Origin of the sequence: Burkholderia sp. THE68, from assembly GCF_009938265.1 — a bacterium.
Taxonomy (GTDB): Bacteria; Pseudomonadota; Gammaproteobacteria; order Burkholderiales; family Burkholderiaceae; genus Caballeronia.
Genome location: NZ_AP022315.1, coordinates 650,632 through 676,792, shown reverse-complemented (window position 1 = coordinate 676,792; position 26,161 = coordinate 650,632). Strand labels below are relative to the sequence as shown.

19 protein-coding genes are annotated in these 26,161 nt (G+C 64.5%); 7 read left to right on the top strand and 12 right to left on the bottom strand.

All coding sequences use genetic code 11. From position 1 onward, the window contains the following. Positions 1-31: 31 nt before the first annotated feature. From BTHE68_RS03185 to BTHE68_RS36785, 4 genes are all read right to left on the bottom strand, one after another. Positions 32-1,225 carry a heme biosynthesis protein HemY gene (locus BTHE68_RS03185; protein WP_174258023.1) on the bottom strand — a complete coding sequence of 398 codons (1,194 nt, stop codon included), beginning with the start codon at positions 1,223-1,225 and terminating at the stop codon, positions 32-34. Then, positions 1,225-3,357, bottom strand: a complete 2,133-nt coding sequence (gene hemDX, locus BTHE68_RS03180) for a fused uroporphyrinogen-III synthase HemD/membrane protein HemX (protein WP_162065107.1) — start codon at positions 3,355-3,357, stop codon at positions 1,225-1,227. Before hemDX ends, BTHE68_RS03185 begins: the two co-directional genes overlap by 1 nt. Next, the gene (gene hemC / locus BTHE68_RS03175; RefSeq protein ID WP_162065106.1) at positions 3,357-4,364 is read right to left on the bottom strand and encodes a hydroxymethylbilane synthase; all 1,008 of its coding nucleotides are present in this window, start codon (positions 4,362-4,364) and stop codon (positions 3,357-3,359) included. The genes hemDX and hemC overlap by 1 nt, the downstream gene beginning before the upstream one ends. Positions 4,365-4,501: 137 nt before the next feature. Next, positions 4,502-4,900, bottom strand: a complete 399-nt coding sequence (locus tag BTHE68_RS36785) for a hypothetical protein (RefSeq protein ID WP_232077945.1) — start codon at positions 4,898-4,900, stop codon at positions 4,502-4,504. On the opposite strand from BTHE68_RS36785, the gene ppc reads away from it, so the two are divergent. After that, complete coding sequence (gene ppc / locus BTHE68_RS03170; protein ID WP_502710565.1) at positions 4,890-7,757, top strand: phosphoenolpyruvate carboxylase; 2,868 nt, start codon at positions 4,890-4,892, stop codon at positions 7,755-7,757. The genes BTHE68_RS36785 and ppc overlap by 11 nt on opposite strands. A gap of 42 nt (positions 7,758-7,799) precedes the next feature. Here the strand turns inward: ppc and BTHE68_RS03165 are convergent, their stop codons facing one another. Then, positions 7,800-8,564 carry a class I SAM-dependent methyltransferase gene (locus BTHE68_RS03165; RefSeq protein WP_162065104.1) on the bottom strand — a complete coding sequence of 255 codons (765 nt, stop codon included), beginning with the start codon at positions 8,562-8,564 and terminating at the stop codon, positions 7,800-7,802. Between the two features lie 114 nt (positions 8,565-8,678). On the opposite strand from BTHE68_RS03165, the gene BTHE68_RS03160 reads away from it, so the two are divergent. The 4 genes from BTHE68_RS03160 to gstA all read left to right on the top strand — a co-directional run bounded on the left by BTHE68_RS03160 (position 8,679) and on the right by gstA (position 12,870). Then, entirely contained in the window at positions 8,679-9,485 is an 807-nt protein-coding gene (locus tag BTHE68_RS03160; protein ID WP_162065103.1) for a helix-turn-helix transcriptional regulator, read from the top strand. A 67-nt stretch (positions 9,486-9,552) separates the two neighbouring features. After that, positions 9,553-10,956 carry an argininosuccinate lyase gene (gene argH / locus BTHE68_RS03155; protein ID WP_162065102.1) on the top strand — a complete coding sequence of 468 codons (1,404 nt, stop codon included), beginning with the start codon at positions 9,553-9,555 and terminating at the stop codon, positions 10,954-10,956. 154 nt (positions 10,957-11,110) lie between these two features. Continuing rightward, the gene (locus BTHE68_RS03150; protein WP_162065101.1) at positions 11,111-12,043 is read left to right on the top strand and encodes a bestrophin family protein; all 933 of its coding nucleotides are present in this window, start codon (positions 11,111-11,113) and stop codon (positions 12,041-12,043) included. A gap of 221 nt (positions 12,044-12,264) precedes the next feature. Continuing rightward, entirely contained in the window at positions 12,265-12,870 is a 606-nt protein-coding gene (gene gstA / locus BTHE68_RS03145; RefSeq protein WP_162065100.1) for a glutathione transferase GstA, read from the top strand. Between the two features lie 79 nt (positions 12,871-12,949). On the opposite strand, the gene BTHE68_RS03140 is transcribed toward gstA, so the two are convergent. The 4 genes from BTHE68_RS03140 to apbC all read right to left on the bottom strand — a co-directional run bounded on the left by BTHE68_RS03140 (position 12,950) and on the right by apbC (position 17,741). After that, positions 12,950-15,235: an arginine/lysine/ornithine decarboxylase gene (locus BTHE68_RS03140; protein ID WP_162065099.1), complete on the bottom strand. Its 2,286-nt coding sequence runs from the start codon at positions 15,233-15,235 to the stop codon at positions 12,950-12,952. Positions 15,236-15,341: 106 nt separating this feature from the next. After that, positions 15,342-15,911 (bottom strand): dCTP deaminase, encoded by a 570-nt coding sequence (gene dcd, locus BTHE68_RS03135; RefSeq protein ID WP_035508313.1) that lies wholly within the window; start codon positions 15,909-15,911, stop codon positions 15,342-15,344. 88 nt (positions 15,912-15,999) lie between these two features. Further along, positions 16,000-16,533, bottom strand: a complete 534-nt coding sequence (locus BTHE68_RS03130) for a superoxide dismutase family protein (protein ID WP_162065098.1) — start codon at positions 16,531-16,533, stop codon at positions 16,000-16,002. Positions 16,534-16,652: 119 nt separating this feature from the next. After that, the gene (gene apbC / locus BTHE68_RS03125; RefSeq protein WP_061173113.1) at positions 16,653-17,741 is read right to left on the bottom strand and encodes an iron-sulfur cluster carrier protein ApbC; all 1,089 of its coding nucleotides are present in this window, start codon (positions 17,739-17,741) and stop codon (positions 16,653-16,655) included. A 263-nt stretch (positions 17,742-18,004) separates the two neighbouring features. Here apbC and BTHE68_RS03120 point away from each other — a divergent pair, with 263 nt between their 5' ends. After that, entirely contained in the window at positions 18,005-18,661 is a 657-nt protein-coding gene (locus BTHE68_RS03120) for a YiaD family glycine zipper/OmpA-like lipoprotein (protein WP_061173047.1), read from the top strand. 240 nt (positions 18,662-18,901) lie between these two features. On the opposite strand, the gene BTHE68_RS03115 is transcribed toward BTHE68_RS03120, so the two are convergent. Continuing rightward, entirely contained in the window at positions 18,902-19,321 is a 420-nt protein-coding gene (locus BTHE68_RS03115; protein WP_162065097.1) for a type II toxin-antitoxin system HicB family antitoxin, read from the bottom strand. A gap of 35 nt (positions 19,322-19,356) precedes the next feature. Beyond that, positions 19,357-19,536, bottom strand: a complete 180-nt coding sequence (locus tag BTHE68_RS03110; RefSeq protein ID WP_162065096.1) for a type II toxin-antitoxin system HicA family toxin — start codon at positions 19,534-19,536, stop codon at positions 19,357-19,359. A gap of 226 nt (positions 19,537-19,762) precedes the next feature. On the opposite strand from BTHE68_RS03110, the gene metG reads away from it, so the two are divergent. Beyond that, positions 19,763-21,892 (top strand): methionine--tRNA ligase, encoded by a 2,130-nt coding sequence (gene metG, locus BTHE68_RS03105; protein WP_174257982.1) that lies wholly within the window; start codon positions 19,763-19,765, stop codon positions 21,890-21,892. A gap of 121 nt (positions 21,893-22,013) precedes the next feature. On the opposite strand, the gene BTHE68_RS03100 is transcribed toward metG, so the two are convergent. Then, positions 22,014-26,135, bottom strand: a complete 4,122-nt coding sequence (locus tag BTHE68_RS03100; RefSeq protein ID WP_162065095.1) for a translocation/assembly module TamB domain-containing protein — start codon at positions 26,133-26,135, stop codon at positions 22,014-22,016. Between the last annotated feature and the right edge of the window lie 26 nt (positions 26,136-26,161).

Genomic DNA, 26,161 nt, shown 5'->3' with positions numbered 1-26,161 from the left:
CCGTTTCCCTGTGCGCCTGACGGCGTGCGGATCAGACCACGTTCATCGCCAGCGCGCTTGCGCGATAATGCTCCGCCGCCTTCTCCGTGTCGCCCAGTTGTTCATGCAGACGGGCAAGCGCGCGATGCGTGCGGATCTTGAGCGGCTCGTTGTCGGCGAGCTTGAGCGCCGATTCGAGGAAGGCCTGCGCCTTGCCCCACAACTGCTGATGCAGGCACAGGCGGCCGAGCGTGAACAGCAGGTCGGCGTCTTCGGTGCGCTCCTTCTGCCACGCTTCGGCGCGCTGGATCAGCGGGAACGCGTCGCCGCCGACGATGCAATCCGGATAGCGCCGCAAGAGCCGCGCGTCCCAGTTGTGCGCGAGCGCGTCCTCGACGATCTTCTTCGCCTCCGCGCGGCGATCCAGCGCGATCAGCAGTTCGGCGGCGAGATCGGCGAGACGCGGCGACTGGCGCTCGGTCGCCGACAGCGATTGCCACAGTTCGAGCAGCGCATCGGGATTGTGCCGGCGATCGCGCAGCAGGTTTTCCGCCGCCACCTGACGCAGCCGCACCGCGACCGCCGGATGCAGCGCCTCGCGCTTTTCCAGCATGCGCACGAGCTTCAGCACTTCGCTCCAGTTCTTCAACTGCTGTTGCGCGCGCAATGCGATCTGCTGCGCGTGGATGCGTCGTCCGCCCTGCGCCTGCATCTCGGTCAGCGCGATGAGCGCGCCGTCGGCGTCGCGGCCATCGGCGCGCATGTCGGCGGTCGCCATCAGGCGCGCGTCCTGCCATTCGGCGCCGCCGACCTGCGTCAGCCATTCGTCGCGCCGCGCGTACTCGTGCAGACGATGCGCCGCGTTCGCACCGATGAGACCAGCCGCGCCCTTGTTGGCATCGACGGAAAGCGCATCGCGCGCGGCCTTCTCGGCCTTCGAGAAGCGTCCGGCGTACAGATGCCCGACCGCATCGCGCAGCGACGCGTTCGCCTTCGCGAGCTTGCTGCGCGCGCGATAGGCCGCCACGCGCGACGGCATCTTCCACACGCCGCGCGCCGCGCGGATGATCGCGTACAGCACGATGAACAGCACGACGAGCGCCACCGCGAACAGGTTGAGCGACATGTCCACGCGATACGGCGGCATCACGAGCAGGATCTGTCCGCCGTTGAAGCCACCGACCGTCGCGACGATCACCGCGACGGCGAACAGCAGCGCGAGCCAGATGAGTCCACGAATCGTCATCATCCGCCTCGCTTGAACTGATGGACGGCGGCGAGGCTCGCGTTCAGGTTCGGCACGGCGACGGCGAGCGACGCCTGATCGACCTGCTTCACGAGCTCGCGCACGGCCTGCACTTTGCGGGACGACGCATCGAAGTAGCGCGCGAGCGACCCGTCGGCGGCATGCAGATCGGACTTGAGCGTCGGCTCGCTGCGCGACAGCAGCGAAAGACGCGCGGACAGCAGCCGCAGCTTCACGTTCTCGCGCACGAAATAACCCTGATCGGGCGACGTGAGCATGGCGTCGGCATTGTCGATGCGGCGCACCGACACGAGGCTCGACAACTGCTGGCCGATGCCGCTCGTGATCTGACGCCAGAGGACCTTCCAGCGCGGCTCGCCGGTCGCCGCCGCGATCGACGCGCTGTTTGCCGGCTCGGCGGCCTGCGCCTGCGCGCGCGCGATCGGCGCTTCGCCTGCGAGCGGCAGCTGGTCGATCTGGTCGATGGCCGTGTCGAGCTTGATCGCGAGGCCGCTGAGATCGGTAGTGGGCGTGGCCTTCAGCTTGTCGATATCCTGCGCGATCGCCTTGCGGATCGCCACGACCTGCGGGCCGTTGGTCGCGGCCAGCCGCGTGTCGGCGCTTTGCAGCGCGAACAGCGCGAGTTGCACGTTGCCGGTGAGTTGCAACTGCTGGCTCGCGCTCGACAGAATCTGCTCGACCTCGGCGACGGTCCAGTCGTCGCGGTTGCTCGCGAGATCCTGATATTGCTGCTGGAGCGCTTGGCTGTGCGCTTCGGCATCGGCGAGCTTGCCTTGCAACTGGATGATCTGCGTGTTGAGCGCGGTGGTCGCGCTCGCGGCCTGATCGGCCTTCGCGCGCAGATCGGCGTTCTGGTCGTCGGCAAGCGCGACGCGCTGCGCGAGTTGTGCATCGGCGCGGTCGAACTTGCGGTTCAGGACGAAGGCGCCCGCGCCCGCTGCCACCGCCAGAATGACGACGACGAACCACAACAACACGATGGCCGCGCCGCCGCGCCGCTTCTGCTGCTCGAAAGGCGTGAAGGGCGTGTTCGGCGGCACGGGCGGTGTCACGTTCGGCTGAGGTGAGGCTTTCTTGGAATCGTTCGAATCAGTCATGCGTGATTGAGCCGTTTGGTGGGCCGGCGCGGTGGCCGGATGGGCGTCCGTCGGCGCGGATGAGGAATGGACCGAACTCGATGCGCTCGATGCGTTCGCTGTAGCGCTCGCCTGTGCGTGGGCCTCCGGATCGCGTGAGTTGCCTGGTGACTCCGCCTGCGCGGTTGCAGCGGCGGCGGCGTGCGGGAACAGCGCTTCCAGTGCGTGGGCGATGCGTTCGTCGCCCGCGCCGGACACCGTAATCCTATCAAAACCCGCTCCCCGCGCGGCTTCGGCGATGCGCGGGTGCGGGCAGACGAGCGGCGTGCGCCTGAGCAGCACGATTTCATCGGCGGTGAGATGCTCGTGCGCGAGCTCGGCGAGATTGCGCACGCCTTCGGAACTCGTCAGCAGCCACGCGTGCGGTTTGCCCGCGAGCAGTTCGTGGATGCGCTCCCATTTCTGCATCGACGGTTCGGGCAGCACGCGGCGATACGCGGCGGCCTTGTCGACCCGCGCGCCCGCTTCGGCGAGGCGCTCGGCGAGCCACTCGCGGCCGCCGTCGCCGCGCACGATCAGCACGCGCTTGCCTGCCAGACCGTTCGCGCCGAAATGCGCTTCGATCGCCGCATAGAGCGCTTCCGAATCGAAGCGCGGATCGGCATCTTCGGTCGACGGACTGATCACGCGATGCGAAGGCGCATTGACGCCCTGCCGCGCGAGCGCCGCGACCGAGCCCGGCCCGACCACGGCGACCGGCAGATCGGCGGGCCACGGCGCGCCGAACCGGCTGAACGCATGATCGATCGCATTCGGCGACACGAACACGACGAGCGCGTAGCGCCCCGATGCATCGGGCGGCAGATAGAGCTCGTCGAGCGCGGCGCGCAGCGGCGCTTCGTCGGCGACGGGCGCGATATCGATGAGCGGAAATTCCAGCGTGTCGAAGCCCGCGCTCGCGAGCTGCGCGAGCAATGCGGACGATTGCCCGTCCGGACGCGTGACGACGATGGTGGCGCGGCGCTCGCTCGCCATCAGGACTTCGGCCCCGAAGGCGCGGTGTTCGGGCCGTCCGCGCGGCTCATGGTGGTGAGCGCGTTGACGATGTCCATCGCGCCCTGCGCTTCCAGGTCCGACGACACGCGTTTGCCGAGCGCGAGCGCGGCGGCGAGATCGGGCGAACTCACCGCTTCTTCCGCGCGCAGCACGCGCTTGCCATCGGGCATCGACACCGCGCCGCGCAGATGCAGCGCGCCTTCACGCCACACGGCATGCGCCGCGAGCGGCACTTCGCAACTACCGCCGAGCGCGCGTGACACCGCGCGTTCCGCCTCGACCGCGAGCGCGGTGGGTTCGTCGTGCAAGGGTTTGAGCCACGCGAAGAGATCGGCGCGATCCGCGCGAATCTCGATGCCCAGCGCGCCCTGCCCCGCCGCCGGCAGGCTGTCCGACGGATCGAGCAGCGCACGGATGCGTGCTTCGAGCCCGAGCCGCTTCAAACCGGCGGCCGCGAGAATGATCGCCGCATACTCGCCGCGATCCAGCTTGCCAAGCCGCGTGTCGAGATTGCCGCGCAACGGACGCACTTCGAGATGAGGAAAGCGCGCGCGGATCATCGCTTCGCGGCGCAGACTCGACGTGCCGACGATGCTTCCCGCCGGCAGCGCGTCGAGCGATTCGTAGTGCGGCGACACGAACGCATCGCGCGGATCTTCACGCTCCAGAATGGCGCCGAGCGCGAAGCCTTCGGGCAGTTCCATCGGGACATCTTTCAGCGAATGCACGGCGAGATCGGCGCGGCCATCGGCGAGCGCGGCTTCGAGTTCCTTCACGAAGAGACCCTTGCCGCCGACCTTCGATAACGTACGATCGAGAATCTGATCGCCGCGTGTCGTCATTCCGAGGATTTTCACGTCGCAAGATGGATATAATTTGTGCAGCGCACACCGCACATGCTCGGCCTGCCACATCGCAAGCCGGCTTTCCCGCGAAGCGATGGTGATGCTCGCGGGCGGTGTCGTTGAATGCGTCTCGGAATTCATTGATGCTCGATCGAATGACGGGATGGATGAATAGACATTAGCGAACAATGGTAGCACGCACGCCAAGGTCCACAGACACCCAGGCAGCGCGCGAGAGCCTTGTCCGATGCGCCTTTCCGGGCGTCCGCAGTGCGTTTCTATCGAGTGAACGGCGGCGGCAGCCGCAGCGAGCGCGATGAACGCGTCAGGGCGCGAAGAACGCCGCGGCATGCTGTCGCCGGTTTGACGCACGGCCGTTCGTACGGCCTGCGGTTTCCTGCCCGATGCGGCGCCCGTTTGGGTTGCGGCATCACGTCGATGTGGCTTTGGCTTCGCAGCTTCTGAGAGGAACCCAACGTGACGTCTTCTGGATCGGCTCGCCCGGCGCGCCGCAACGCCGCATTGCCCAAGTCTTCCTCCTCCGACGCGCCCCGCCCGGCGTCGTCGCCCATCGTCACGAAGGCCGCGACGGCCGCGAAGGCATCGAAAGCGGCCATTGCGCCGAAGCCGAGGCCGAGGCCCGCCATCAAACCGGCAGCGAAACGCGTGGCGACCAAAGCGAAAGCGCCGGCCGTGAACGGCGCGAAGCCCGCCAGCCGCACGCGCGACGACAAGGACCGCCCGCTCTTCGAGGACATCCGCTTCCTCGGGCGCCTGCTCGGCGAAGTGCTGCGCGAGCAGGAAGGCGACGCCGTGTTCGATGTCGTCGAAGCCATTCGTCAGACGGCCGTGAAGTTCCGCCGCGAGGACGACAGCGAAGCCGCGCAGGCGCTGGAGAAAAAGCTGCGCGCGCTGTCGCCGGAACAGACGGTGTCCGTGGTGCGCGCGTTCAGCTACTTCTCGCATCTCGCGAATATCGCGGAAGACCGCCATCACAATCGCCGCCGCCGCATTCACGCGCTCGCGGGCTCAGGCTCGCAGCCGGGCACCATCGCCTATGCGATCGAGCGCATGCGCGAGCACAAGAACATCAGTTCCACGCGCAAGCTGCTGGACAAGTTCTTCGGCGATGCGCTCATCGTGCCGGTCCTCACGGCGCATCCGACCGAAGTGTCGCGCAAGAGCATTCTCGATGCGCAGCACGATATCGCGCGCCTGCTCGCCGAGCGCGATCAGGAACTGACCGACCGCGAACGCACGCAGAACGTGGCAGTGTTGCGCGCGCGCGTGACCTCGCTGTGGCAGACGCGCATGTTGCGCGACACGCGCCTTTCCGTCACCGATGAAATCGACAACGCGCTGTCCTACTATCGCGCGACCTTCCTCGCGGAGATTCCCGCGCTCTACGCCGATATCGAAGGCGCGCTCGCCGAACACGGCCTGCCCGTGCGGCTGCCGCCGTTCTTCCAGATGGGAAGCTGGATCGGCGGCGATCGCGACGGCAATCCGTTCGTCACCGGCGAGACGCTCGAAACCGCGATCACCCGCCAGGCGATCGTGATCTTCGAACACTATCTGGAAGAGGTGCACAAGCTCGGCGCGGAACTGTCCGTGTCGAACCTGCTCGCCGGTTCGAGCGATGCGCTCAAAGCACTCGCCGATGCCTCGCCGGATCAATCGCCGCATCGTACGGACGAGCCGTATCGACGGGCGCTCATCGGCATTTACACGCGGCTCGCGGCGAGCGCGCGCGTGCGGCTGGGCGAAGGCGTCGTCGCCGTGCGCAGCGCGGGGCCGGGCGCACCGCAGATTCGCGCGAAGCCTTACGCCGACGCCGCCGAATTCGTGGGCGACCTGCATGTGCTGGTCGATTCGCTCGCGGAACATCATGGCGCGTCGATGTCGATCCTGCGTCTGTCGCCGCTCGCGCGCGCCGCCGAAGTGTTCGGTTTCCATCTCGCGAGCATCGACTTGCGGCAGAGTTCGGACATTCACGAGGCGGTCGTCACGGAGCTGCTCGCGCGCGCGGGCGTCGTCGCGGATTACGCGTCGCTTTCCGAGGAGCAGAAGCGCGAGGTATTGCTGAAGGAACTCGCGCAACCGCGTCCGCTGCGCATTCCCTACGCGCAATACTCCGATCTCGCGAAGAGCGAACTCGGCGTGCTCGAAGCCGCCCACGAAACGCGCGCGAAGTTCGGCACGCGCGCGGTGCGCAACTACATCATCTCGCACACGGAAACCGTCAGCGATCTGCTCGAAGTGATGCTGCTGCAGAAGGAAACGGGCGTGCTGCAAGGCTGTCTCGGCGCCAAGGACGATTCCCCGCGCGACGGCCTGATGGTCATTCCGCTCTTCGAGACCATTGCGGACTTGCGCAATGCGCCCGTCATCATGGGCGAGTTCTTCGCGCTGCCGGGCATCGACGCGCTCATCGAGAATCAGGGCAACGAGCAGGAAGTCATGCTCGGCTACTCGGACAGCAACAAGGACGGCGGTTTCCTCACGTCGAACTGGGAGCTGTATCGCGCGGAACTGGCGCTCGTCGCGCTCTTCAACGAACGCGGCACGACCTTGCGTCTGTTCCATGGCCGAGGCGGCACGGTCGGACGCGGCGGCGGCCCGACCTATCAGGCGATTCTGTCGCAGCCGCCCGGCACCGTCGACGGGCAAATTCGTCTGACCGAGCAGGGCGAAGTGATCGCGAGCAAGTTCGGCAATCCGGAAATCGGCCGGCGCAATCTGGAGACGGTGGTCGCCGCGACGCTCGAAGCATCGCTGCTGCCGCACGAGAACGCGCCCGCGCAGTTGCCGCAATTCGAAGCGACGATGCAGACCCTGTCCGATTCCGCGATGGCCGCGTATCGCGCGCTCGTCTACGAGACGCCCGGCTTCACCGATTACTTCTTCCTGTCGACGCCGATTTCGGAGATCGCGGAGCTGAACATCGGCAGCCGGCCGGCGTCGCGCAAGCTGCAGGACCCGAAGCAACGCAAGATCGAGGATCTGCGCGCGATTCCGTGGGGCTTTTCGTGGGGTCAGTGCCGCTTGTTGCTGACGGGCTGGTTCGGCTTCGGCAGCGCGGTCACGGCCTATCTCGACAAGTCCGGCTCCGACGAGGAACGCGCGAAGCGGCTGGCCACGCTGCGCAAGATGCACAAGACGTGGCCGTTCTTCAAGAACCTGCTGTCGAACATGGACATGGTGCTCGCGAAGACCGATCTCGCGGTGGCGTCGCGCTATGCGCAGCTCGTCACCGACAAGAAGCTGCGCAAGACCGTGTTCGACAAGATCGTCGCGGAGCATGAGCGCACGTCGAACGTGCTGGCCGAGATCACCGGCAAAGGCGAGCGTCTCGCGGACAATCCGCTGCTCGCGCGCTCGATCAAGAACCGCTTTCCGTATCTCGATCCGCTCAATCACTTGCAGGTTGAGTTGCTGAAGCGGCATCGCTCGGGGGATCAGAACGTGCGGTTGCGGCGCGGGATTCACCTGACGATCAACGGGATTGCGGCGGGATTGCGCAATACGGGTTGAGTCCGGACGGCGTCGTGCGTTTTCCGCATGACGCCGTTTTTTTCAGTCTCTTCGATTCGCCTCGATCATCATCGCGTCGAGTTCGAACGAACAATCTTCCTTCACGCCGAAGTACTGGCGCACTTCATCGGGCGCGCTCGCCCACATCGATCTGATCGCCGTCACGCGCTCGGGCGGCGTGCACATCCGCGTCACCCACGATTCGAAATCCAGCGCAATGCGCCAACGTTCGGTCACTTGCGCGTCGAAGCCGGCGGCATCCAGCATCGCGATCCATTCGTCGGCGCGATAGTCGCGGATGTGGGACGCGTCGCGCAGCAGTTCGATCGCCTGAATGTGCGTGTCGTAGAGCGGATCGTCGATGCCCGCGATATCGATGAACCTGAGCCGCCCGCCCGGCTTCAGCACGCGATGCGCCTCCTTCAGCGCGGCCGGCACGTCGCGCCAGTGGTGCGCGCTCATGCGGCTCACGGCCCAGTTGAACGTGGCATCGGCGAACGGCAGCGTCTCGGCCGCGCCCTGCTGCGTGCGGATCGTCGTCAGGCCGCGCGCTTTCGCGGCGGCTTCGACTGTCGCGAGCATCTGCGGCGCGATGTCGTAGGCGACGACCTCGCGCACGTGCGGCGCGATCGCGAAACTCGCGTGACCCGCGCCGCAGCCCAGGTCCAACACGCTCGCGTTGCCGCACGTGGCCGCGAAGGTCGCGGCGAGATTCTGCAGATCCGCGCCGCTCGCGTGGACGGCGCTCGTGAGATAGGCGGCGGCCGTGCTGCCGAATGCATCTGCGACCTGGTCGTGGTGTTTCATCGTGTGCTCCGATTTTCGTTCTGGGTGAGGGACCTGCCAGTACAATAGAGCCCGCTTTGTACCAGTACAAGTTGTGCGGCTATCCTGGTATATAAACCACCCGTCGATGCTTGAATGAACCTCACCGACAAGAGCGAACCACTCGCCGAAACGCCCGCCCACGCGCTCGGCGAATTCATCCGCGCGCATCGCGAGCGGTTGTCGCCGCAGGCCGTCGGCCTGGCGCCGGGCCCGCGCCGCCGCACGCCGGGGCTGCGCCGCGAGGAAGTCGCGCAACTGTGCGGCGTTAGCCCGACCTGGTACACGTGGATCGAGCAGGGCCGCCCGGTGTCCGCTTCCGCCGATGCGCTCGCGCGCATCGCCGTCGCTCTGCAACTGTCGCGCGCCGAACGCGCGTATCTCTTCGAACTCGCCGCCCAGCGCGATCCCGCCGAGCCCGATCCCGCGAGCCAGGACGCGCCCGCCGCCCTGTTGCAGACGGTCGCGCTGATCGGCGCGCCCGCCTACGTGCTCGACCGTCAATGGAACGCGCTGCGCTGGAACGAGCCGGCATCGGCGTTGTTCGTCGGCTGGCTGGATGGCGAACATGACCGCAATCTTCTGACGTACACGTTCACGTCGCCGGCGGCGCGCGCGCTGATCGTCGATTGGGACACGCGCGCGCGGCGTCTCGCCGCCGAATTCCGCGCCGATTCGATCCGCCATCTGAACGACGCGCCGACGCGCGCGCTCATCGACAGCCTGAGCGCCGCGAGCGATGCGTTCGCGCGCTACTGGGCCTCGCAGGACGTGTTCGAGCGCGAAGGCGGCGAGCGCGCGTTCAATCATCCGGCGCGCGGGCGCATCGTGTTCAATCAGATCACCTTCAAGCCCGCCCACCGGGAGGATCTGAAGCTGGTGATTCTCGTCGGGGATGCCTGACGCCATTTGTTAAAATCGTACCTTCCGGCTTGACGTAGAGCCGCCTCAACCGCCACTGCACATCACCATGACGTCCCAACTGCACAAAAAAGGCGAAGCCTGGTCGGCTCGCTTCTCCGAGCCGATGTCGGAACTCGTCAAACGCTATACGTCGTCGGTGTTCTTCGACAATCGGCTCGCGCTCGTCGACATTCAGGGCTCGCTCGCGCACGCGTCGATGCTCGCGGCGCAGAAGATCATCGGCACGGACGACCTCGCCGCCATCGAGCGCGGCATGGCGCAGATCAAGGGCGAAATCGAGCGCGGCGAATTCGAGTGGAAGCTGGATCTGGAAGACGTGCATCTGAATATCGAGGCACGTTTGACGGCCCTGATCGGCGATGCGGGCAAGCGCCTGCACACCGGCCGCTCGCGCAACGACCAGGTCGCGACCGATATCCGCCTGTGGCTGCGCGGCGAGATCGACCGCATCGGCGATCTGCTGAAGGATTTGCGTCTCGCGCTCATCGACATGGCCGAAAAGCACGCCGACACCATCATGCCCGGCTTCACGCATTTGCAAGTGGCGCAGCCGGTGACGTTCGGCCATCACCTGCTCGCGTATGTCGAAATGTTCGCGCGAGACGCCGAACGCATGCGCGATCTGCGTAAGCGCGTGAACCGTCTGCCGCTGGGCGCGGCGGCGCTCGCGGGCACGAGCTATCCGATCGACCGTCACGCCGTGGCGGCCACGCTCGGCTTCGACGGTATCTGCGCGAATTCGCTCGATGCGGTCTCCGACCGCGATTTCGCGATCGAATTCACCGCGGCGGCCGCGCTCGTCATGACGCACGTCTCGCGCTTCTCCGAAGAACTCGTGCTGTGGATGAGCCCGCGCGTCGGTTTCATCGATCTGGCGGACCGCTTCTGCACGGGTTCGTCGATCATGCCGCAGAAGAAGAATCCCGACGTGCCCGAACTCGCGCGCGGCAAGACCGGCCGCGTGAACGGCCATCTCATGGCGCTGCTCACGCTGATGAAAGGCCAGCCGCTCGCGTACAACAAGGACAATCAGGAAGACAAGGAACCGCTGTTCGATACCGTCGATACGGTCGCGGACACGCTGCGCATCTTCGCGGAAATGGCGGCGGGCATCACCGTCAAGCCGGAAGCGCTGCGCGCGGCGGCGCTGCAAGGCTTCTCGACCGCGACCGATCTCGCGGATTACCTCGTGAAGCGCGGCCTGCCCTTCCGCGATGCACACGAAGCCGTCGCGCATGCGGTGCGGATCTGCGTGGATCGCGAATGCGACATCGCGGATTTGTCGCTCGAAGAGATGCGTCGCGAATTGCCGAACGTCGCGCATCTGATCGGCGAGGACGTGTTCGAGTATCTGACGCTCGAAGGCTCGGTTGCGAGCCGCAATCATCCAGGCGGCACCGCGCCGGATCAGGTCCGCGCGGCGGCGAAAGCGGCGCGCGCGGCGCTTTGACCGCTGCGCAGAGGCGTTTTCCTTCGTGACATTGAAGGCCGTTCGCAAGGACGGCCTTTTTTGTTGCCCGACGCGGCGACATGTCTCTGCGCGAGGCGCGACATTTTCGAGATAATCGAGTGTTAGTCACTCGCGCTCATCGAAACGGCCGGTCATGATCATCCGCCCCAAGCTCAACTGGTTCCGGCTGCTGTTCGTGTGGCATGGCTCCGTGCTGCCGCAACTGCTGCCGCGCCTCGGGCTGATCTTCGCGCTGTCCGTCGCGGCGATCTTCATGCACGACCACATGCGAACCTATCCGATCGGCCTCGGCACACCGCCGTTCGCGCTCGTCGGCATCGCGCTCGCGGTATTTCTCGGCTTTCGCAATAGCGCGAGCTACGAGCGCTGGTGGGAAGGCCGCAAGTTGTGGGGTTCGCTGCTCAACACGTCGCGCGCGCTTGCCCAGCAGGTGTTGTCGCTGCCTGATCCGCGCGAACGCGCTGAGTCGCGGCGTTTTCTGGCCGCGCTCGGTGGGCTGGCGCATGCGCTGCGGCATCAGTTGCGCGGCACCGATGCACTCGCCGATCTCGCGCCGCGTCTGCCGCCCGATCTGCACGCGCGGGTGGCCGCCGCCAGGTTCCGCCCCGCGCTGATTCTGCTCTGGCTCGGCGAATGGGTCGCGCAACGCAGACGCGAAGGCGTCATCGACGGCTATGCCGTGCTCGCTATCGAGCACAATCTGAATGCGCTGTCCGAAGTGATCGGCGGATGCGAGCGCATTGCGACGACGCCGCTGCCGTTCTCGTATTCGGTGATGATTCACCGTACGATTTATTTATTCTGCGCGCTGCTGCCCTTTGGGCTCGTCGATGGCGCGGGCTTGCTCACGCCGCTTTTCGCGTTGCTCGTGGCGTACGCGTTCATGGCGCTAGAAGCAATCGCCGCGCAGATCGAAGATCCGTTCGGGATGGAAGAAAACGATCTCGCGTTGAACGCGATATGTGAAGCCATCGAGACTGCGCTGCATGATATGGCCGCCGATTCCGAATTTGCGATGCCGTCGGCGGGCGGCCCGACGATGCAGCGGAAGTTCGTGATCGATTAGTGAGATTGGACGGGCCGCGCGCTACTCACTCCACTCTTGGTTAGTATTCTTAACTGTAAAACAAGAAAAATCTTAACCTGGGCAATTTCACTTGATTCGCCAATAGCGCGTGCCGCTCAGCGTTACTTTCGCCGCGAGACATGCACAATTTCACGAACGGCGCTTCCTGTGATCCTGCGCGTTCATTCATAATCGTGCCGGTTCATCCCGGAGAAATCGTTTTGAAACTGTTCTACAAAGCAGGCGCCTGTTCCCTCGCATCACACATCGTCCTCGAAGAATCGGGGCTGCCTTACGAAACCGAAGCCGTCGATCTCAAGACCAAGCTCACCGCGAGCGGCGCGGATTTCACCAAGATCAACGCGAAGGGCTACGTGCCCGCCCTGCTGCTCGACAACGGCGAACTGCTCACCGAAGGCCCCGCGATCATGCAATACATCGCGGATCAGGTTCCGGCGAAGCACCTCGCGCCGCTCAACGACGCCATGGCGCGCTATCGCCTGCAAGGCTGGCTCACGTTCATCGGCACCGAACTGCACAAGAATTTCTCGCCGTTCTTCAATCCGGCCGCCAGCAGCGACTGGAAAGCCGCCGCGATGGCCAACCTCGAACGCCGTCTCACCTATGTCGCGCAACAGGTCGACGACAAGCAGTTCCTGCTCGGCAACGAATTCGGCATCGGCGATGCCTACCTCTTCACCGTCCTCGGCTGGGCGAAGCACATCGATCTCGATCTCGGCAAGTGGCCCGCGCTCGTCGCGTATCAGGAGCGTGTCGGCGGCCGTGCCGGCGTGCAAGCAGCGATGAAAGCGGAAGGCCTGATCTGAACGACCGGTAGCGCCTGAAACGACAAACGGCCCTTTGAAAGGGCCGTTTGTTTTTTTACAGCAGCGGATCAGACGAACCTCAGGCGCGCACGCAATCGACAAAATATTCGATGCGCCCGTTGATCATCTCGCCGACGAGCCCGTGGATATCCGTATGGAAGCCCGGGAAGCGCTCGTTGAACTCGCGCGCGAAGCGCAGGTAATCGACGATCGTGCGATTGAAGCGCTCGCCCGGAATCAGCAACGGAATGCCCGGCGGATACGGCGTGAGCAGAATCGACGTGACGCGGCCTTCGAGTTCGTCGATCGGTACGCGATCGATCTCACGGTGCGCGAGCTTGGCGAACGCCTCGGACGGTTTCATCGCCGGCTCCATGCTCGACAGATACATCTCGGTCGTCAGACGCGCGATGTTGTTCGCGCGATAGACGCTGTGGATCTGCTCGCACAGATCGCGCAGGCCGATGCGCTCATACGACGGATGCTGCGCGACGAACTCGGGCAGCACGCGCCACAGCGGCTGGTTGTTGTCGTAGTCGTCCTTGAACTGCTGGAGTTCGGTGACCATCGAGTTCCAGCGGCCCTTCGTGATGCCGATCGTGAACATGATGAAGAACGAGTAAAGCCCGGTCTTCTCCACGATGATGCCGTGCTCCGCCAGATACTTCGTCACGATCGCGGCCGGAATGCCGGTCTCGCCGAATTCGCCGTCCACGTCGAGTCCCGGCGTGATGATCGTCGCCTTGATCGGATCGAGCATGTTGAAGTTTTCCGCGAGCGCGCCGAAGCCGTGCCAGCGGTCGTTGGGCTTCAGCATCCAGTCCTCGCGGTCGCCGATGCCCTCTTCCGCCAGTGCGTCCGGGCCCCAGACCTTGAAGAACCAGTCGTCGCCATATTCGGCATCGACCTTGCGCATCGCGCGGCGGAAATCGAGCGCCTCGGCGATCGATTCCTCGACGAGCGCCGTGCCGCCCGGCGCTTCCATCATCGCGGCGGCCACGTCGCACGACGCGATGATCGCGTATTGCGGCGACGTCGACGTATGCATCAGATACGCCTCGTTGAAGCGATGGCGGTCGAACGTGCTGTTCTCGCTGTCCTGCACGAGAATCTGCGACGCCTGCGAAATGCCCGCGAGCAGCTTGTGCGTGGAGTGCGTCGCGAACACGAGCGCGCCCGTGCGCGGCCGGCCCGCGCCGATCGCGTGCATGTCCTGATAGAACGAGTGGAACTCGGCGTGCGGCAGCCAGGCTTCGTCGAAGTGAAGCGTGTCGAGCAGATCGCCGAGCAGGTCCTTGATCATCTCGACGTTGTAGATCACGCCGTCGTACGTGCTCTGCGTGATCGTCAGGATGCGCGGCTTGATCTTCGGGTTCTTCGCGAGCGCCTCGCGCGCGAACGGATTCGCCTCGATCTTCCTGCGGATGTTCTCGGGCTTGAACTCGTCACGCGGAATCGGCCCGATGATGCCGAAGTGATTGCGCGTCGGCGTGAGGAACACGGGAATCGCGCCGGTCATCGTGATCGCGTGCAGGATCGACTTGTGGCAGTTGCGGTCGACCAGAACGATATCGCCCGGCGCCACGGTCGCGTGCCACACGATCTTGTTGGACGTCGACGTGCCGTTGGTCACGAAGAACAGATGGTCCGCGCTGAAGATACGCGCAGCGTTGCGCTCCGACGCCGCGACCGGGCCCGTGTGATCGAGCAGCTGGCCGAGTTCGTCGACGGCGTTGCACACGTCCGCGCGCAGCATGTTCTCGCCGAAGAACTGATGGAACATCTGCCCGAGCGGATTCTTCAGGAACGCGACGCCGCCCGAGTGCCCCGGGCAATGCCACGAATACGAGCCTTCTTCCGCGTATTGCACCAGTTCCTTGAAGAACGGCGGCGCGAGCGAATCGAGATACACCTTCGCTTCACGGATCACGTGCCGTGCGACGAACTCGGGCGTGTCCTCGAACATGTGGATGAAGCCATGCAGCTCGCGCAGGATGTCGTTCGGCAGATGGCGCGAGGTGCGCGTTTCGCCGTACAGGAAGATGGGGATGTCGGCGTTGCGGCGGCGCACGGCGTTGATGAACGCGCGCAGCGCGACGATCGCCGATGCCAGCTCCGGCGTGTCGCCTTCGACGACGACGTTATCGGCGTAAGGCAGCAGCTCGTCGTCATCGATCGAAAGGATGAAGCACGACGCGCGGCTCGACTGCTGCGCGAACGCGGCGAGATCGCCGTAGCTCGTGAGGCCGAGCACTTCGGCGCCTTCTTTCTCGATCGCCTCGGCAAGCGCCCGGATGCCGGAACCCGAGATGTTCTCGGAGCGAAAATCTTCGTCGATGATGACGACGGGGAAGCGAAACTTCATGAGGCGATTCTCCAAATGGAAACGACCGCCGCCTGGGATGCAATCCCGAGGCCAGCGGTCTTTCGACAAGCGTTTGCTATGTGCGTTTCTTAAAGCGCAACGGACGTCAGGTTTTCGGCAGCGTCACGCCGTGCTGTCCTTGATACTTCCCGCCGCGATCGGCGTACGAGGTCTCGCACATTTCATCGCTTTCGAAGAACAGAACCTGGGCGACGCCCTCGTTTGCGTAGATTTTGGCAGGCAAAGGTGTCGTATTCGAGAATTCGAGCGTCACGTAACCTTCCCATTCCGGCTCGAACGGCGTGACGTTGACGATGATCCCGCAACGCGCATAGGTCGATTTGCCCAGACACACCGTCAGGCACGAGCGCGGAATGCGGAAATACTCGACCGTGCGTGCGAGCGCGAAGGAATTCGGCGGAATGATGCAGACATCGCCCTTGAAGTCGACAAACGATTTTTCGTCGAAATTCTTCGGATCGACGATCGTGGAATTGATGTTCGTGAAGATCTTGAATTCGTCGGCGACGCGAATGTCGTAGCCGTAGCTCGACGTGCCGTAACTCACGATCTTGCGGCCATCCTCGGTCACGCGCACCTGATCGCGCACGAACGGCTCGATCATTCGGTGCTCTTCGGCCATGCGGCGAATCCACTTGTCGGACTTGATGCTCATAGGGGATGCTACTCAACGGTGAACGCGAAAGCGCGTATTTTACGCGATCGGGCCGCGACGTCGGGCGCGGCGCAAACGGGCGCGGCCTTTAGCGGCGAATCACGCCGCAGGCGAGCGACGGGCCCACATTGTGCGGCGCGCTCGCGTAAGGGTCGAGCGCTTCGCGGTGCAGCATGATCGCGCGCGAGATGACCGAGCGCACGCCGTCGAGCGAGACGTCCGTCGCGACGATGAAGCCGGTCGCCGCGCCAGTCGCGTCCGCGTGGATATTGCCGAGTTCGCCTTCGAGCCGCGACGACGGCTTTCTGCGCTCGGCGGGCAGCGCGAACACCGGACTCGTGTCCTGATCGTTCACCGCGATGCAGTCGCCGCGCTCGTGCACGGTCAGCGCGTGGTCGCTGTTCGGCGGCATGTCGGTGAAGCTGTACGAAACCTGCACGCCGTCCGAGCGCTCGATCAGCGTGACGTTGCCGCGTGTGGCGTTGCCCGGCGTGGGCTTGAGCACCGCGTCCGCGCGCTTCTCGTGATTCTGGAAGATGAGGCCGCAACCGCTCAGCATGACGCTGCAAGCGGCCATCGCGATCAAGGCGTGCAGCGCCCTCCCGTCGAATCTGTCTCTCATGCGATCCTCTCGGCGGCCCGCCGACGCCCAGTGCGTCCACGCTGCCGCGCATCGAAGGCGACATGATACCGCGAGCCGCATTGCACAAGGCTCGCGGAGATTCGATCGTTCGCTCGAAATCAGGTGTTCTGCACGACGATGCTCGGAAACTTCGAGGTCATGTCACGCTGACGCTCGGCGACCGAGATCGCGACGCGGCGCGCAATCGCGCGATAGGTCTCGGCGATGCGGCTGTCCGGCTGCGACACGACACTCGGCTGGCCGGCGTCCGTGCGCTCGCGAATGGAGATGTCGAGCGGCAAAGACCCAAGAATCTCGACGCCGTATTCCTTCGCCATGCGCTCGCCGCCGCCCGCGCCGAAGATGTGCTCCTCGTGGCCGCAGTTCGAGCAGATGTGCGTGCTCATGTTCTCGACGATGCCGAGAATCGGAATGCCGACCTTTTCAAACATCTTCAAGCCCTTCTTCGCGTCCAGCAGCGCGATGTCCTGCGGCGTCGTGACGATCACCGCGCCGGTCACCGGCACTTTCTGTGACAGCGTGAGCTGGATGTCGCCGGTGCCCGGCGGCATGTCGACGACGAGGTAATCGAGATCCTTCCAGTTGGTCTGACGCAGCAGTTGTTCGAGCGCAGAGGTGACCATCGGGCCGCGCCAGACCATCGGGTTGTCCTGCTCGATCAGAAAGCCGATCGAATTCGCCTGGATGCCATGGCCTTCGAGCGGGTTCATCGTCTGGTTGTCGGGCGATTCGGGGCGACCCGTGATGCCGAGCATCATCGGCAGCGAGGGGCCGTAGATGTCGGCGTCGAGCATGCCCACCGAAGCGCCCTCGGCCGCGAGCGCGAGCGCGAGATTCGCGGCGGTCGTGCTCTTGCCGACGCCGCCCTTGCCCGATGCCACCGCGATGATGTTCTTGACGTTCGGCAGCAGCTTCACGCCGCGCTGCACCGCGTGCGCGACGACTTGCGACGAAACGTCGACGGTCACGTTCGCGACGCCGTCAACCTCGCGCAGCGCGCCCGCGACCTGCTCGCGGATCGCGGCAAACTGGGTTTTCGCGGGATAACCGAGCACGACGCTCACCGCGACGTTCGCGCCGTCGACGGCCACGTTGCGGATGCTTTTGGTATCGACGAACTTGCGGTTGGTGTTCGGATCGGTCAGTGTGGCGAGTGCGATGTCGATCTTCGCGCGGTCAATACTCATCGAGACTCCATGGAACGGTTGTTGCTCTTCGCCCTCGGCGATTGCAACAAACTGAGGAAATTGAAAGGAAATGTTAGCGCGATTGCGCACAGGCTCTGGCGCACTGCACTATCCTGCTGCAAATCTTTCCGGGGACGCATCGCATCGGGCAACCCGACGCCTTTCTCATTATTGTAGAGGGTCGTCAGGAGGCTCGTCCGAAGACCCTTTCGCACTGTCGGCACATCTCGCCGAATCGCTCGTCGTTTTTAAGGAGATCGAAGATGAACACTAAATTCTTCACCCGTCTGTCCGTGTTTGCCGTGGCAGGCGCGCTCGTCGCCGGCTGCGCTTCGCAGCAAGGCACCAACACCGCAGTCGGCACCGGGGTTGGAGCCGCAACCGGCGCGGGCATCGGCGCCATCTTCGGCGGCGGCAAGGGCGCGGCGATCGGCGCGGCCACGGGCGCGGCGGTCGGCGGCATCACCGGCTACAACTGGCAGTCGATCAAGAACAAGATTTCCGGCGATTCGAAGGGCACGGGCACGCAAGTGACCGAGCAGCAGGACGGCTCGCTGAAGGTGAACATCCCCAATTCGATTTCGTTCGACACGAACAGCTACGCCATCAAGCCGTCGTTCGATCCGGTGCTCAATTCCGTCACGCAGACGATGCAGCAGCATCCGGAGCTGGTGGCGAGCGTCGTCGGCCATACGGACAACACGGGTCAGCCGGCGTACAACCAGACGCTGTCGCAGAACCGCGCACAGAGCGTGGCGTCGTACGTCGCGACGCACGGCGTCCCGGCGCAGCGCCTGTCGGCTTCGGGCATGGGCCAGAACCAGCCGATCGCCGACAACTCGACGGAAGCGGGCCGCGCGCAGAATCGTCGCGTGGAAATCTATCTGCGTGCCACGGCGCAGCCGGGTCAGGTGCAGTAAAACTGTTGATTTAAAAGGGGAAATCGCCACTGCGAGTGTGGTGGCGAGAGCGGTCCGGCGGGTAAGTGCATCAGGTTGAAAAAAATTTGAAACTTGAGCGCGCGGCGCGGGTCTTTCTCTACGGTAGGTGGGTGGCGAGGCCATCACCTGCCATTCTCCTCTTGTCGTTGTTGCTCCGGGGCCCGATTGGACCCCGGTTTTTTTTGTGCGCGTGATTTTTTTCCAGGGCGCCGCTCTGCCTCACGCCAACGAAATTTTCAGGCGCTTGCCCAGAGACAGAAACGCGGCTTCGATCGCTTCGAGTTTCGACGAATGTCGCGGGTCGAGCAGGCGGTCGACTTGCGGCATGTGAACGTTGAGTCGCCGCGCGAGTTCGGACTTGCGCACGCCCTGACGAAGCATTTCGTTCTGAAGCAGCACCTTTGTAACGACGAGCGCGGGCAAAGTGACGACCGGTTGACCTTTCTTCGGTTTCGACGGCATAGGCACTTCGCGTTTTTCGTCGAAGTAAATTTCGATAGCGCTTTCCAGTGCGTCGAGTCCGTTGATTAGCGCCTCACCTTCATCATCGCCTACGGAAAATGCTTCCGGTATGTCGGGAAACGTGACCAGAAAAGTGTTGTTTGTGTCGAGTTCCAGATTCACTGGATAGGACAGCATGACAGTGTGTTCTCCAAAGAACATTGGTCCCTCGCTTATTTCAGCCCAAGCTGTTTCTTGATTCGCACCACCAGATTCGTTCCGATCTCCTTGCTGCCGTGATCAGGAAAGATGGTGGCCTTGCCGTTGAGTGTCACGCGAAAATGGCTGCCTTTCGCAGGAGTAAAAATCCCGCCCTGCTTGCGCAACCACTTCCTGAACTCACTGTATTTCATGTGCCCTCCGCGAGTGTCGAGGGCACAAACATACAACACGAATGTTATCCTCTGCTAAGCGATAAATGCAACTTTTTTGTTGTATTTCGTAGTTGCACCCAAGCAGCCAAATACGTCTCGAATCCCGCCCCCCATCTCAGCCCCGCGCGCCCCACTCCCCCGCCCTGCTAAAATCAAAATCCGCTTTTTCCCCAACCCCAAGCACTCCCACACGGGCCGCGCCTTTATGTCAGCACCGATTTCAGCCACTGCCACCGCCGCGCCTGCCGCCTCCGCCAGCGAAAGCGGCCGCCGCCAGATCCTCGTCACGTCCGCGTTGCCGTATGCGAACGGTCAGATTCACATCGGCCATATGGTCGAGTACATTCAGACGGATATCTGGGTTCGGGCGCTGCGAATGCATGGCCACGAGGTCTACTACGTCGGCGCGGACGACACCCACGGCACGCCGATCATGCTGCGCGCCGAAAAGGAAGGCATCACGCCGAAACAGCTGATCGAGCGCGTGTGGAAAGAGCACAAGCGCGACTTCGACAGCTTCGGCATCTCGTTCGACAACTACTACTCGACCGATGCCGAGGAAAACCGCGCCCTGTGCAACACGATCTACGGCGCACTTCAGCAAGCGGGCCTGATCGAGGCACGCGACATCGAGCAGGCCTACGATCCGGTCAAGGAAATGTTCCTGCCGGACCGCTTCATCAAGGGCCAGTGCCCGAAATGCGGCGCGAAGGATCAATACGGCGACAACTGCGAAGTCTGCGGCTCGACCTATCAGCCGACCGAGCTCATCAATCCGTATTCGGTCGTGTCAGGCGCGACGCCCATCCGCAAGACATCGACGCACTACTTCTTCAAGCTTTCCGATCCGCGTTGCGAGGAATTCCTGCGCGGCTGGGTGAGCGGCCTCGCGCAGCCCGAAGCCACCAACAAGATGCGCGAGTGGCTCGGCGACAAGGGCGAAGCGAAGCTCGCCGACTGGGATATCTCGCGCGACTCGCCGTACTTCGGCTTCGAGATTCCCGGCGCGCCGGGCAAATACTTCTACGTATGGGTCGATGCGCCGGTCGGCTACTACGCGAGCTTCAAGAACCTCGCGGACCGCGTCGGCGTGGACTTCGATGCCTTCGTGAAGCCCGGCTCGAAGACCGAGCAGTATCACTTCATCGGCAAGGACATCCTGTATTTCCACACGCTGTTCTGGCCGGCGATGCTCGAATTCTCCGGCCATCGCACGCCGACCAACGTGTTCGCGCACGGCTTCCTCACCGTCGACGGCGCGAAGATGTCGAAGTCGCGCGGCACTTTCATCACCGCGCAGAGCGTGATCGACACGGGCCTCAATCCCGAGTGGCTGCGCTACTACTTCGCGGCGAAGCTCAACAGCACGATGGAAGACATCGACCTGAGCCTCGACGACTTCCAGGCGCGCGTGAACAGCGATCTGGTCGGCAAGTACGTGAATATCGCGAGCCGCGCGGCGGGCTTTCTCATCAAGCGCTTCGACGGCCGCGTGCAGGACAGCGCGATGAATCATCCGCTGATCGGCCAGTTGCGCGCCGCGATTCCGCAGATCGCCGGCTTCTACGAGTCGCGCGAATACGGCCGCGCGCTGCGCACGACGATGGAACTCGCCGACGCCGTCAACGCCTACGTCGATACGGCGAAGCCATGGGAACAGGCGAAGGACCCGGCGAACGGCGTCGCGCTGCATGAAACGTGCAGCGTGAGTCTCGAAGCGTTCCGCCTGCTTTCGCTCGCGCTGAAGCCGGTGATGCCGAAGCTCATCGAAGCGGTGGAATCGTTCCTCGGCATCGCGCCGCTCGTCTGGGCCGATGCCGCGAAGCCGCTGTCGTCGGCGAATGCGGTCAACGCGTACAAGCATCTGACCACGCGCGTCGATCCGAAGCAGATCGAGGCGCTGCTGGCCGCGAATCGCGAATCGCTCGCGCCGGCCGCAGAAACGGCCGCCGTCGCGCCCGCCAAAACCGTCGCGAAGAAGCAGGAAGACGCAGGCGTCATCTCCATCGACGACTTCGCGAAGGTCGATCTGCGCATCGCGAAGATCGTCGATTGCAAGGCGGTCGAAGGCTCCGACAAGCTGCTGCAACTCACGCTCGACGTCGGCGAGGAGAAGACGCGCAACGTGTTCTCGGGCATCAAGTCGGCGTATCAGCCGCAGGATCTGATCGGCAAGCTCACGGTGATGGTCGTAAACCTCGCGCCGCGCAAGATGAAGTTCGGGTTGTCGGAAGGGATGGTGCTTGCGGCCTCCGCCGCCGACGAGAAAGCCGAGCCGGGGCTTTATATCCTCGAACCGCACAGCGGCGCGAAGCCGGGCATGCGCGTGAAATAAGACACGCACGAGCGCGCTCAGCGCGCGTCTTGCGCAGAAGGCTCATCCACGGATGAGCCTTTTCTTTTTGCCACACGCGGCGGCGCGCACGACTCTCGGCGACAGGTGAACGCGGATGTGGTCAATCCGACGAGTCGGTACCCGCGGATGCATCCGACGCCGCCGACGCCGAATCCGCCGCCGACGCCCGCAAGGCCGATGACGACGAAGACGACGACCACAACCTCGCCCACGAATTGAACCTTCGCGTGTACGACAGATCGACGCCCTGATACGTCCCGCCGTACACCGTCAATGCCCAGGCCCGCGACAGATTCAGCGTCGCCTTGACCGCGTTGCTCGCCGATTGCAGCCCCTGCTCATAGCCGATCACGAGCCGTTCATTAATCGCCTTCGAAAGCAGCACGACCTGCGGGTCGGTCAGGCCCACTTCGCTCGAACCGACGCTGAACTCGTCCAGCCCGACCGTCTGCGCGATCTTCGCCCCGCCCCGGCTGCCGAGCAGCGCGAGCGCGCTCGTCATCGCGCTCTGCTGGCCGACGTTGTTGCCCTGATCCGTGCCGTGGCCGAACAGCAGCCACGAGAGCTTTTCGTTATCGGGCACGCTCGGCTCGGAGATCAGCCTCGCGACCGGTGCCTGCACCGTGCCAGTCACCTGCACGCCCGCCTCGACTTCCTGATTGCGCCGCATCGCCAGAATATTGAGGCCCGGATTCGCCACCGGCCCATTGAACGTGAAGAACCCATTCTCGATGTTCAGCTTGCGCCCGAACGCGGTGTACGACGAACCCGGCGTCGTCACGCGCACGTTGCCGACCGCGCGCAACGGCATGTTCGGCGCGCTCATCGCCGTGATGGTGCCAGCGAGGCCGAGATCCGCGCCCGCGCCCTTGAAGCGGAAGCGCTGACCGAGGTTGATGTCGATGTTCGCGCGCGGCGTGAACGGCCCGACCGGCTTCTCGGTCGCCGCCGTGATCTTCTGGTTCTCGCCCTTGATCGTGCCGTCGGGACGCTCGATCACGACATCGTCGCCGAGAGAAGGCGCCGACGATTCCGGCAGATCGAAGAGCGCGTGATCGACAGTGAACTTGCCATCGATCGCCATGCCGCCCTGCAGTCCCGCGTTGGCGATGGTCGCGCTGCCCGACAGCATCAGCTCGCGGTCCGGTGATGCGAACAGCTCCAGCTTGTCCGCGATGATGCTCGCGGTCAGATCGGGCTGCTGCTGGTCGAGCCGCACCTTGCCGGTCGCGCGCAGCGTGCCGCTCGCGCCGTGGAATTCCACGCGCTGAAGATCGACGAGATTCTCCGACAGCGCGATGCGAATCACGCCGTCCTTCAGTTGCACGCCCTGATCGACGACCGTCGCGGAGATGTTGTCGCCCGTCAGCGACCCCGACAGATTCGGCTTCGCGACGATGCCCGCGATCACGAGCTTGAGCGCGATCTTGCCGCCGAGCAGATAGTTCGCGCCGAGCAGTCCGCCCGTCGTGCGCAGTTCGGGAATGTTCGCGTCGATGCCGCCGGTGAGCGGCGCGTTGTCGTCGAGCGTGAGCATGCCGTCGCGATTGACGAGCGGCGTGTGCACGTTTGCATCGATCACGCCGATGCGGCTCGCCTGCGCATGCAGCGACGCGTTCAGGCGATTGCCGCCGCTGAAATCCGCGCGCGCCGCGATATCCGTGATGCCGAGCGCGGCCAGCCCGCGCGTGCCGTCGATCGTCACGTCGCCGGCGCGGCGCTTGAGCTGCGCGTAGCCCGTCGCGCTCGCGCCGAGCGTGAAGTTCCAGTCGCCGTCGAAGACGAGGTCCGTGCGGATCGGCGGCTCCGCGCCCGTCAGTTCCTGACGCACCTCCAGCAGATGCGGCACAGACAGGTTCGTGAGCGTTCCCGCCGATTGCAGGCGGCCGTTTTCCATCGCGAACGATTTCAGGTTCAGCACCGCGCCTTCCGCGGCGAGCCGCGTCGCGCCGAGCACGAGACGCTGCGGTCCGTAACTCACCGTCAGAGGCGATTCGAGGTTCAGCGACGGCACGCCCTTGTTCGAGAGCCTGGTGATCGCGCCGTCCCAGTGCGGGCCGTCGGGCGCATCGGTGAACTTGCCGTTCGCGCCGAGCGCAACATTCACCGGCTGGCCGCGCACCTTGCCGGTCGCGGTGAGATCGAGCGTGTGATGCGCGCGCGTGCCGTTCAGATTCGCATCGAGGTTCGCGACTTCGATGCCTTCCGTGCTCGCATCGCGCGCCTTCAACGTGAAGACGAGCGCGCCGTTCGCGCCGTCGCGGATATCCGCGCGGCCTTCCGCGTGGCCCAGACGGTTCGCGCCGAACACGACGCCATCGGCCTGATAGTTCGCCGCGATGTTCGGGTGCGCGATCGAGCCGGTCAGATCGCCGTCCGCCTTGACGGTGCCCGTGATGCCGAAGCCGAGCCGTTCGAGCGCGGGCGCGTCGACCTTGAAGCGCAGGCGATCGCCGGGCGCGCCGAAGCTGCCGTTCAGATCGACGTTGTTGCCCGCCACCGACAACGCCGCCTTGCTCGGCAAAAGACGCGTGCCGGCGACCTGCACGGTGCCCTCGCCCGTCAGCGGCAGGTTGTCGTACATGCTGTCGGTTAGCTTGAAGGTCGCTTTGGTCGTGAGCGTCGGCGCGAGCTGGCCCGATGCGGCCAGCGTGCCGTTCACGCGCGCTTCGACGACACGCGCCGTCGCGGCAGGCTTCTTCGCCGCGCCCTTCTTCACCGGCGCGGGCTTCTGCGCGATCAACTGCTGTTGCAGCAGCAGCGGATTGAAGTCGACGATCTTCGCTTTCAGCTCGTAGCTGGAGTTGGCGTCCTTCTTCAGCGCGCCGTTCAGCTCGACACGACCTTTGCCGACCGTCAGCTTCACGTCGTCGAGCGTGGTCTGCTTCGGATCGAGTTTGACCTTGGCCTGCGCGCGGATCGCCGCTTTCGGATCGTTCAGATCGGCGGTGATGCGCTGCGTGTCGCCATCCAGCACGATGCCGATCGGCCCGGCGAAATCCGTCGGGCGCAGCGTCGGCTCGATCGCGTTCAGGTCGAGCTTCGCGACTTTCAGGTCGAACTTGCCCTTTGCGCCCGCGAGCGTGCCGCCGCCCGTCACCGTCGCGTTCTTCAGAAGCCGCACGTTGAGGTCGGTGATGCTTTGCTCGGATGCGTCGAGCCGCACGTTCGCGCGTGCGTCGATGAGCGGCAGCAGCTTCTTGTCGATTGAACCGGGCTTCGCGTTGACGATCGATACCGGCCCGCTCACCACGAACGCCTTCGGGTCCGCGCCCTCGACGGGCTTGACCTCGGCGCGCACGGCGAGATCGGCCTCGGGCGCGCTCGGGCTGAATGCCTGCGGATTCACGTGATCGAAGGTGACGAGCGCGGATTTGAGCGGCACGTCGGCGAACGGCAGCGCCTCGACGTGAGCCTCGCCCTTGAGCTTCATGCCGCTCGCATCGACGTCCGCGACGAGGTCTTCCAGCGAACCGGACAACCGTGCGCTCACATTCACCGCTTCGCCGTTGACCTTGCCGGCATAGCCCGCGTCGCCGGACAGCGGGAACGGACGCGCGCCGCCGTCCAGCTTCAGCGACGCCGTCACCGCGCCGAACGGCGTATCGAGGCGCTGGACCGTCGCCTGGTGATGCTGGCCGTCGCTGCGGCCATTGAAGAGCAGGCGCGAGAATTCGGTGGTCGTCGTGCCCTGATGCACGCGCAGCTTCTCGACGGAGAGATCGTTGATCGCGAGTTGAATCGGCAGGCGCAGATCCTTCGGCAATTCGGTCTTCTTGCTCGGCTCGTTCGACGGCGCGATGCGCGCATCGACGGTCCCGACATGCAGATAGTCGATCGTGAAGCGCAACGGTTCGCGCGTGAGCGCCCAGCGGCCCGACACGCTGTCGACCGCGATGTCCGTGCCCTTGCCGTCCTTCCAGTGCACGTCGCGAAGTTGCAGGCCGGTCGCGATCGCGCCGCCGTCGAGCTTGCCGGTCAGTTGCCCTTTGAGGAGCGACGTGGCCGCATCCCACGCGTAGCGCGTGCCGCGCTCGGTCGTCAGCACGTAGAACACGCCGCCGACAACCAGCGCGACGATCAGCACGACGACCAGCACGAGCGCGCCGAGCCAGCGCGCGAGACGCCGCCAGCCGCTCTTGCGCGGCGGCGTCTCGTTCGCGCCGCCGCCTTCGTCGGGCGGTGGTGCTTCAGCGTCTCTTTGCCTGGTCGGGTCCGTCATGCCGGTTCACTATCCTTCATCGTTCT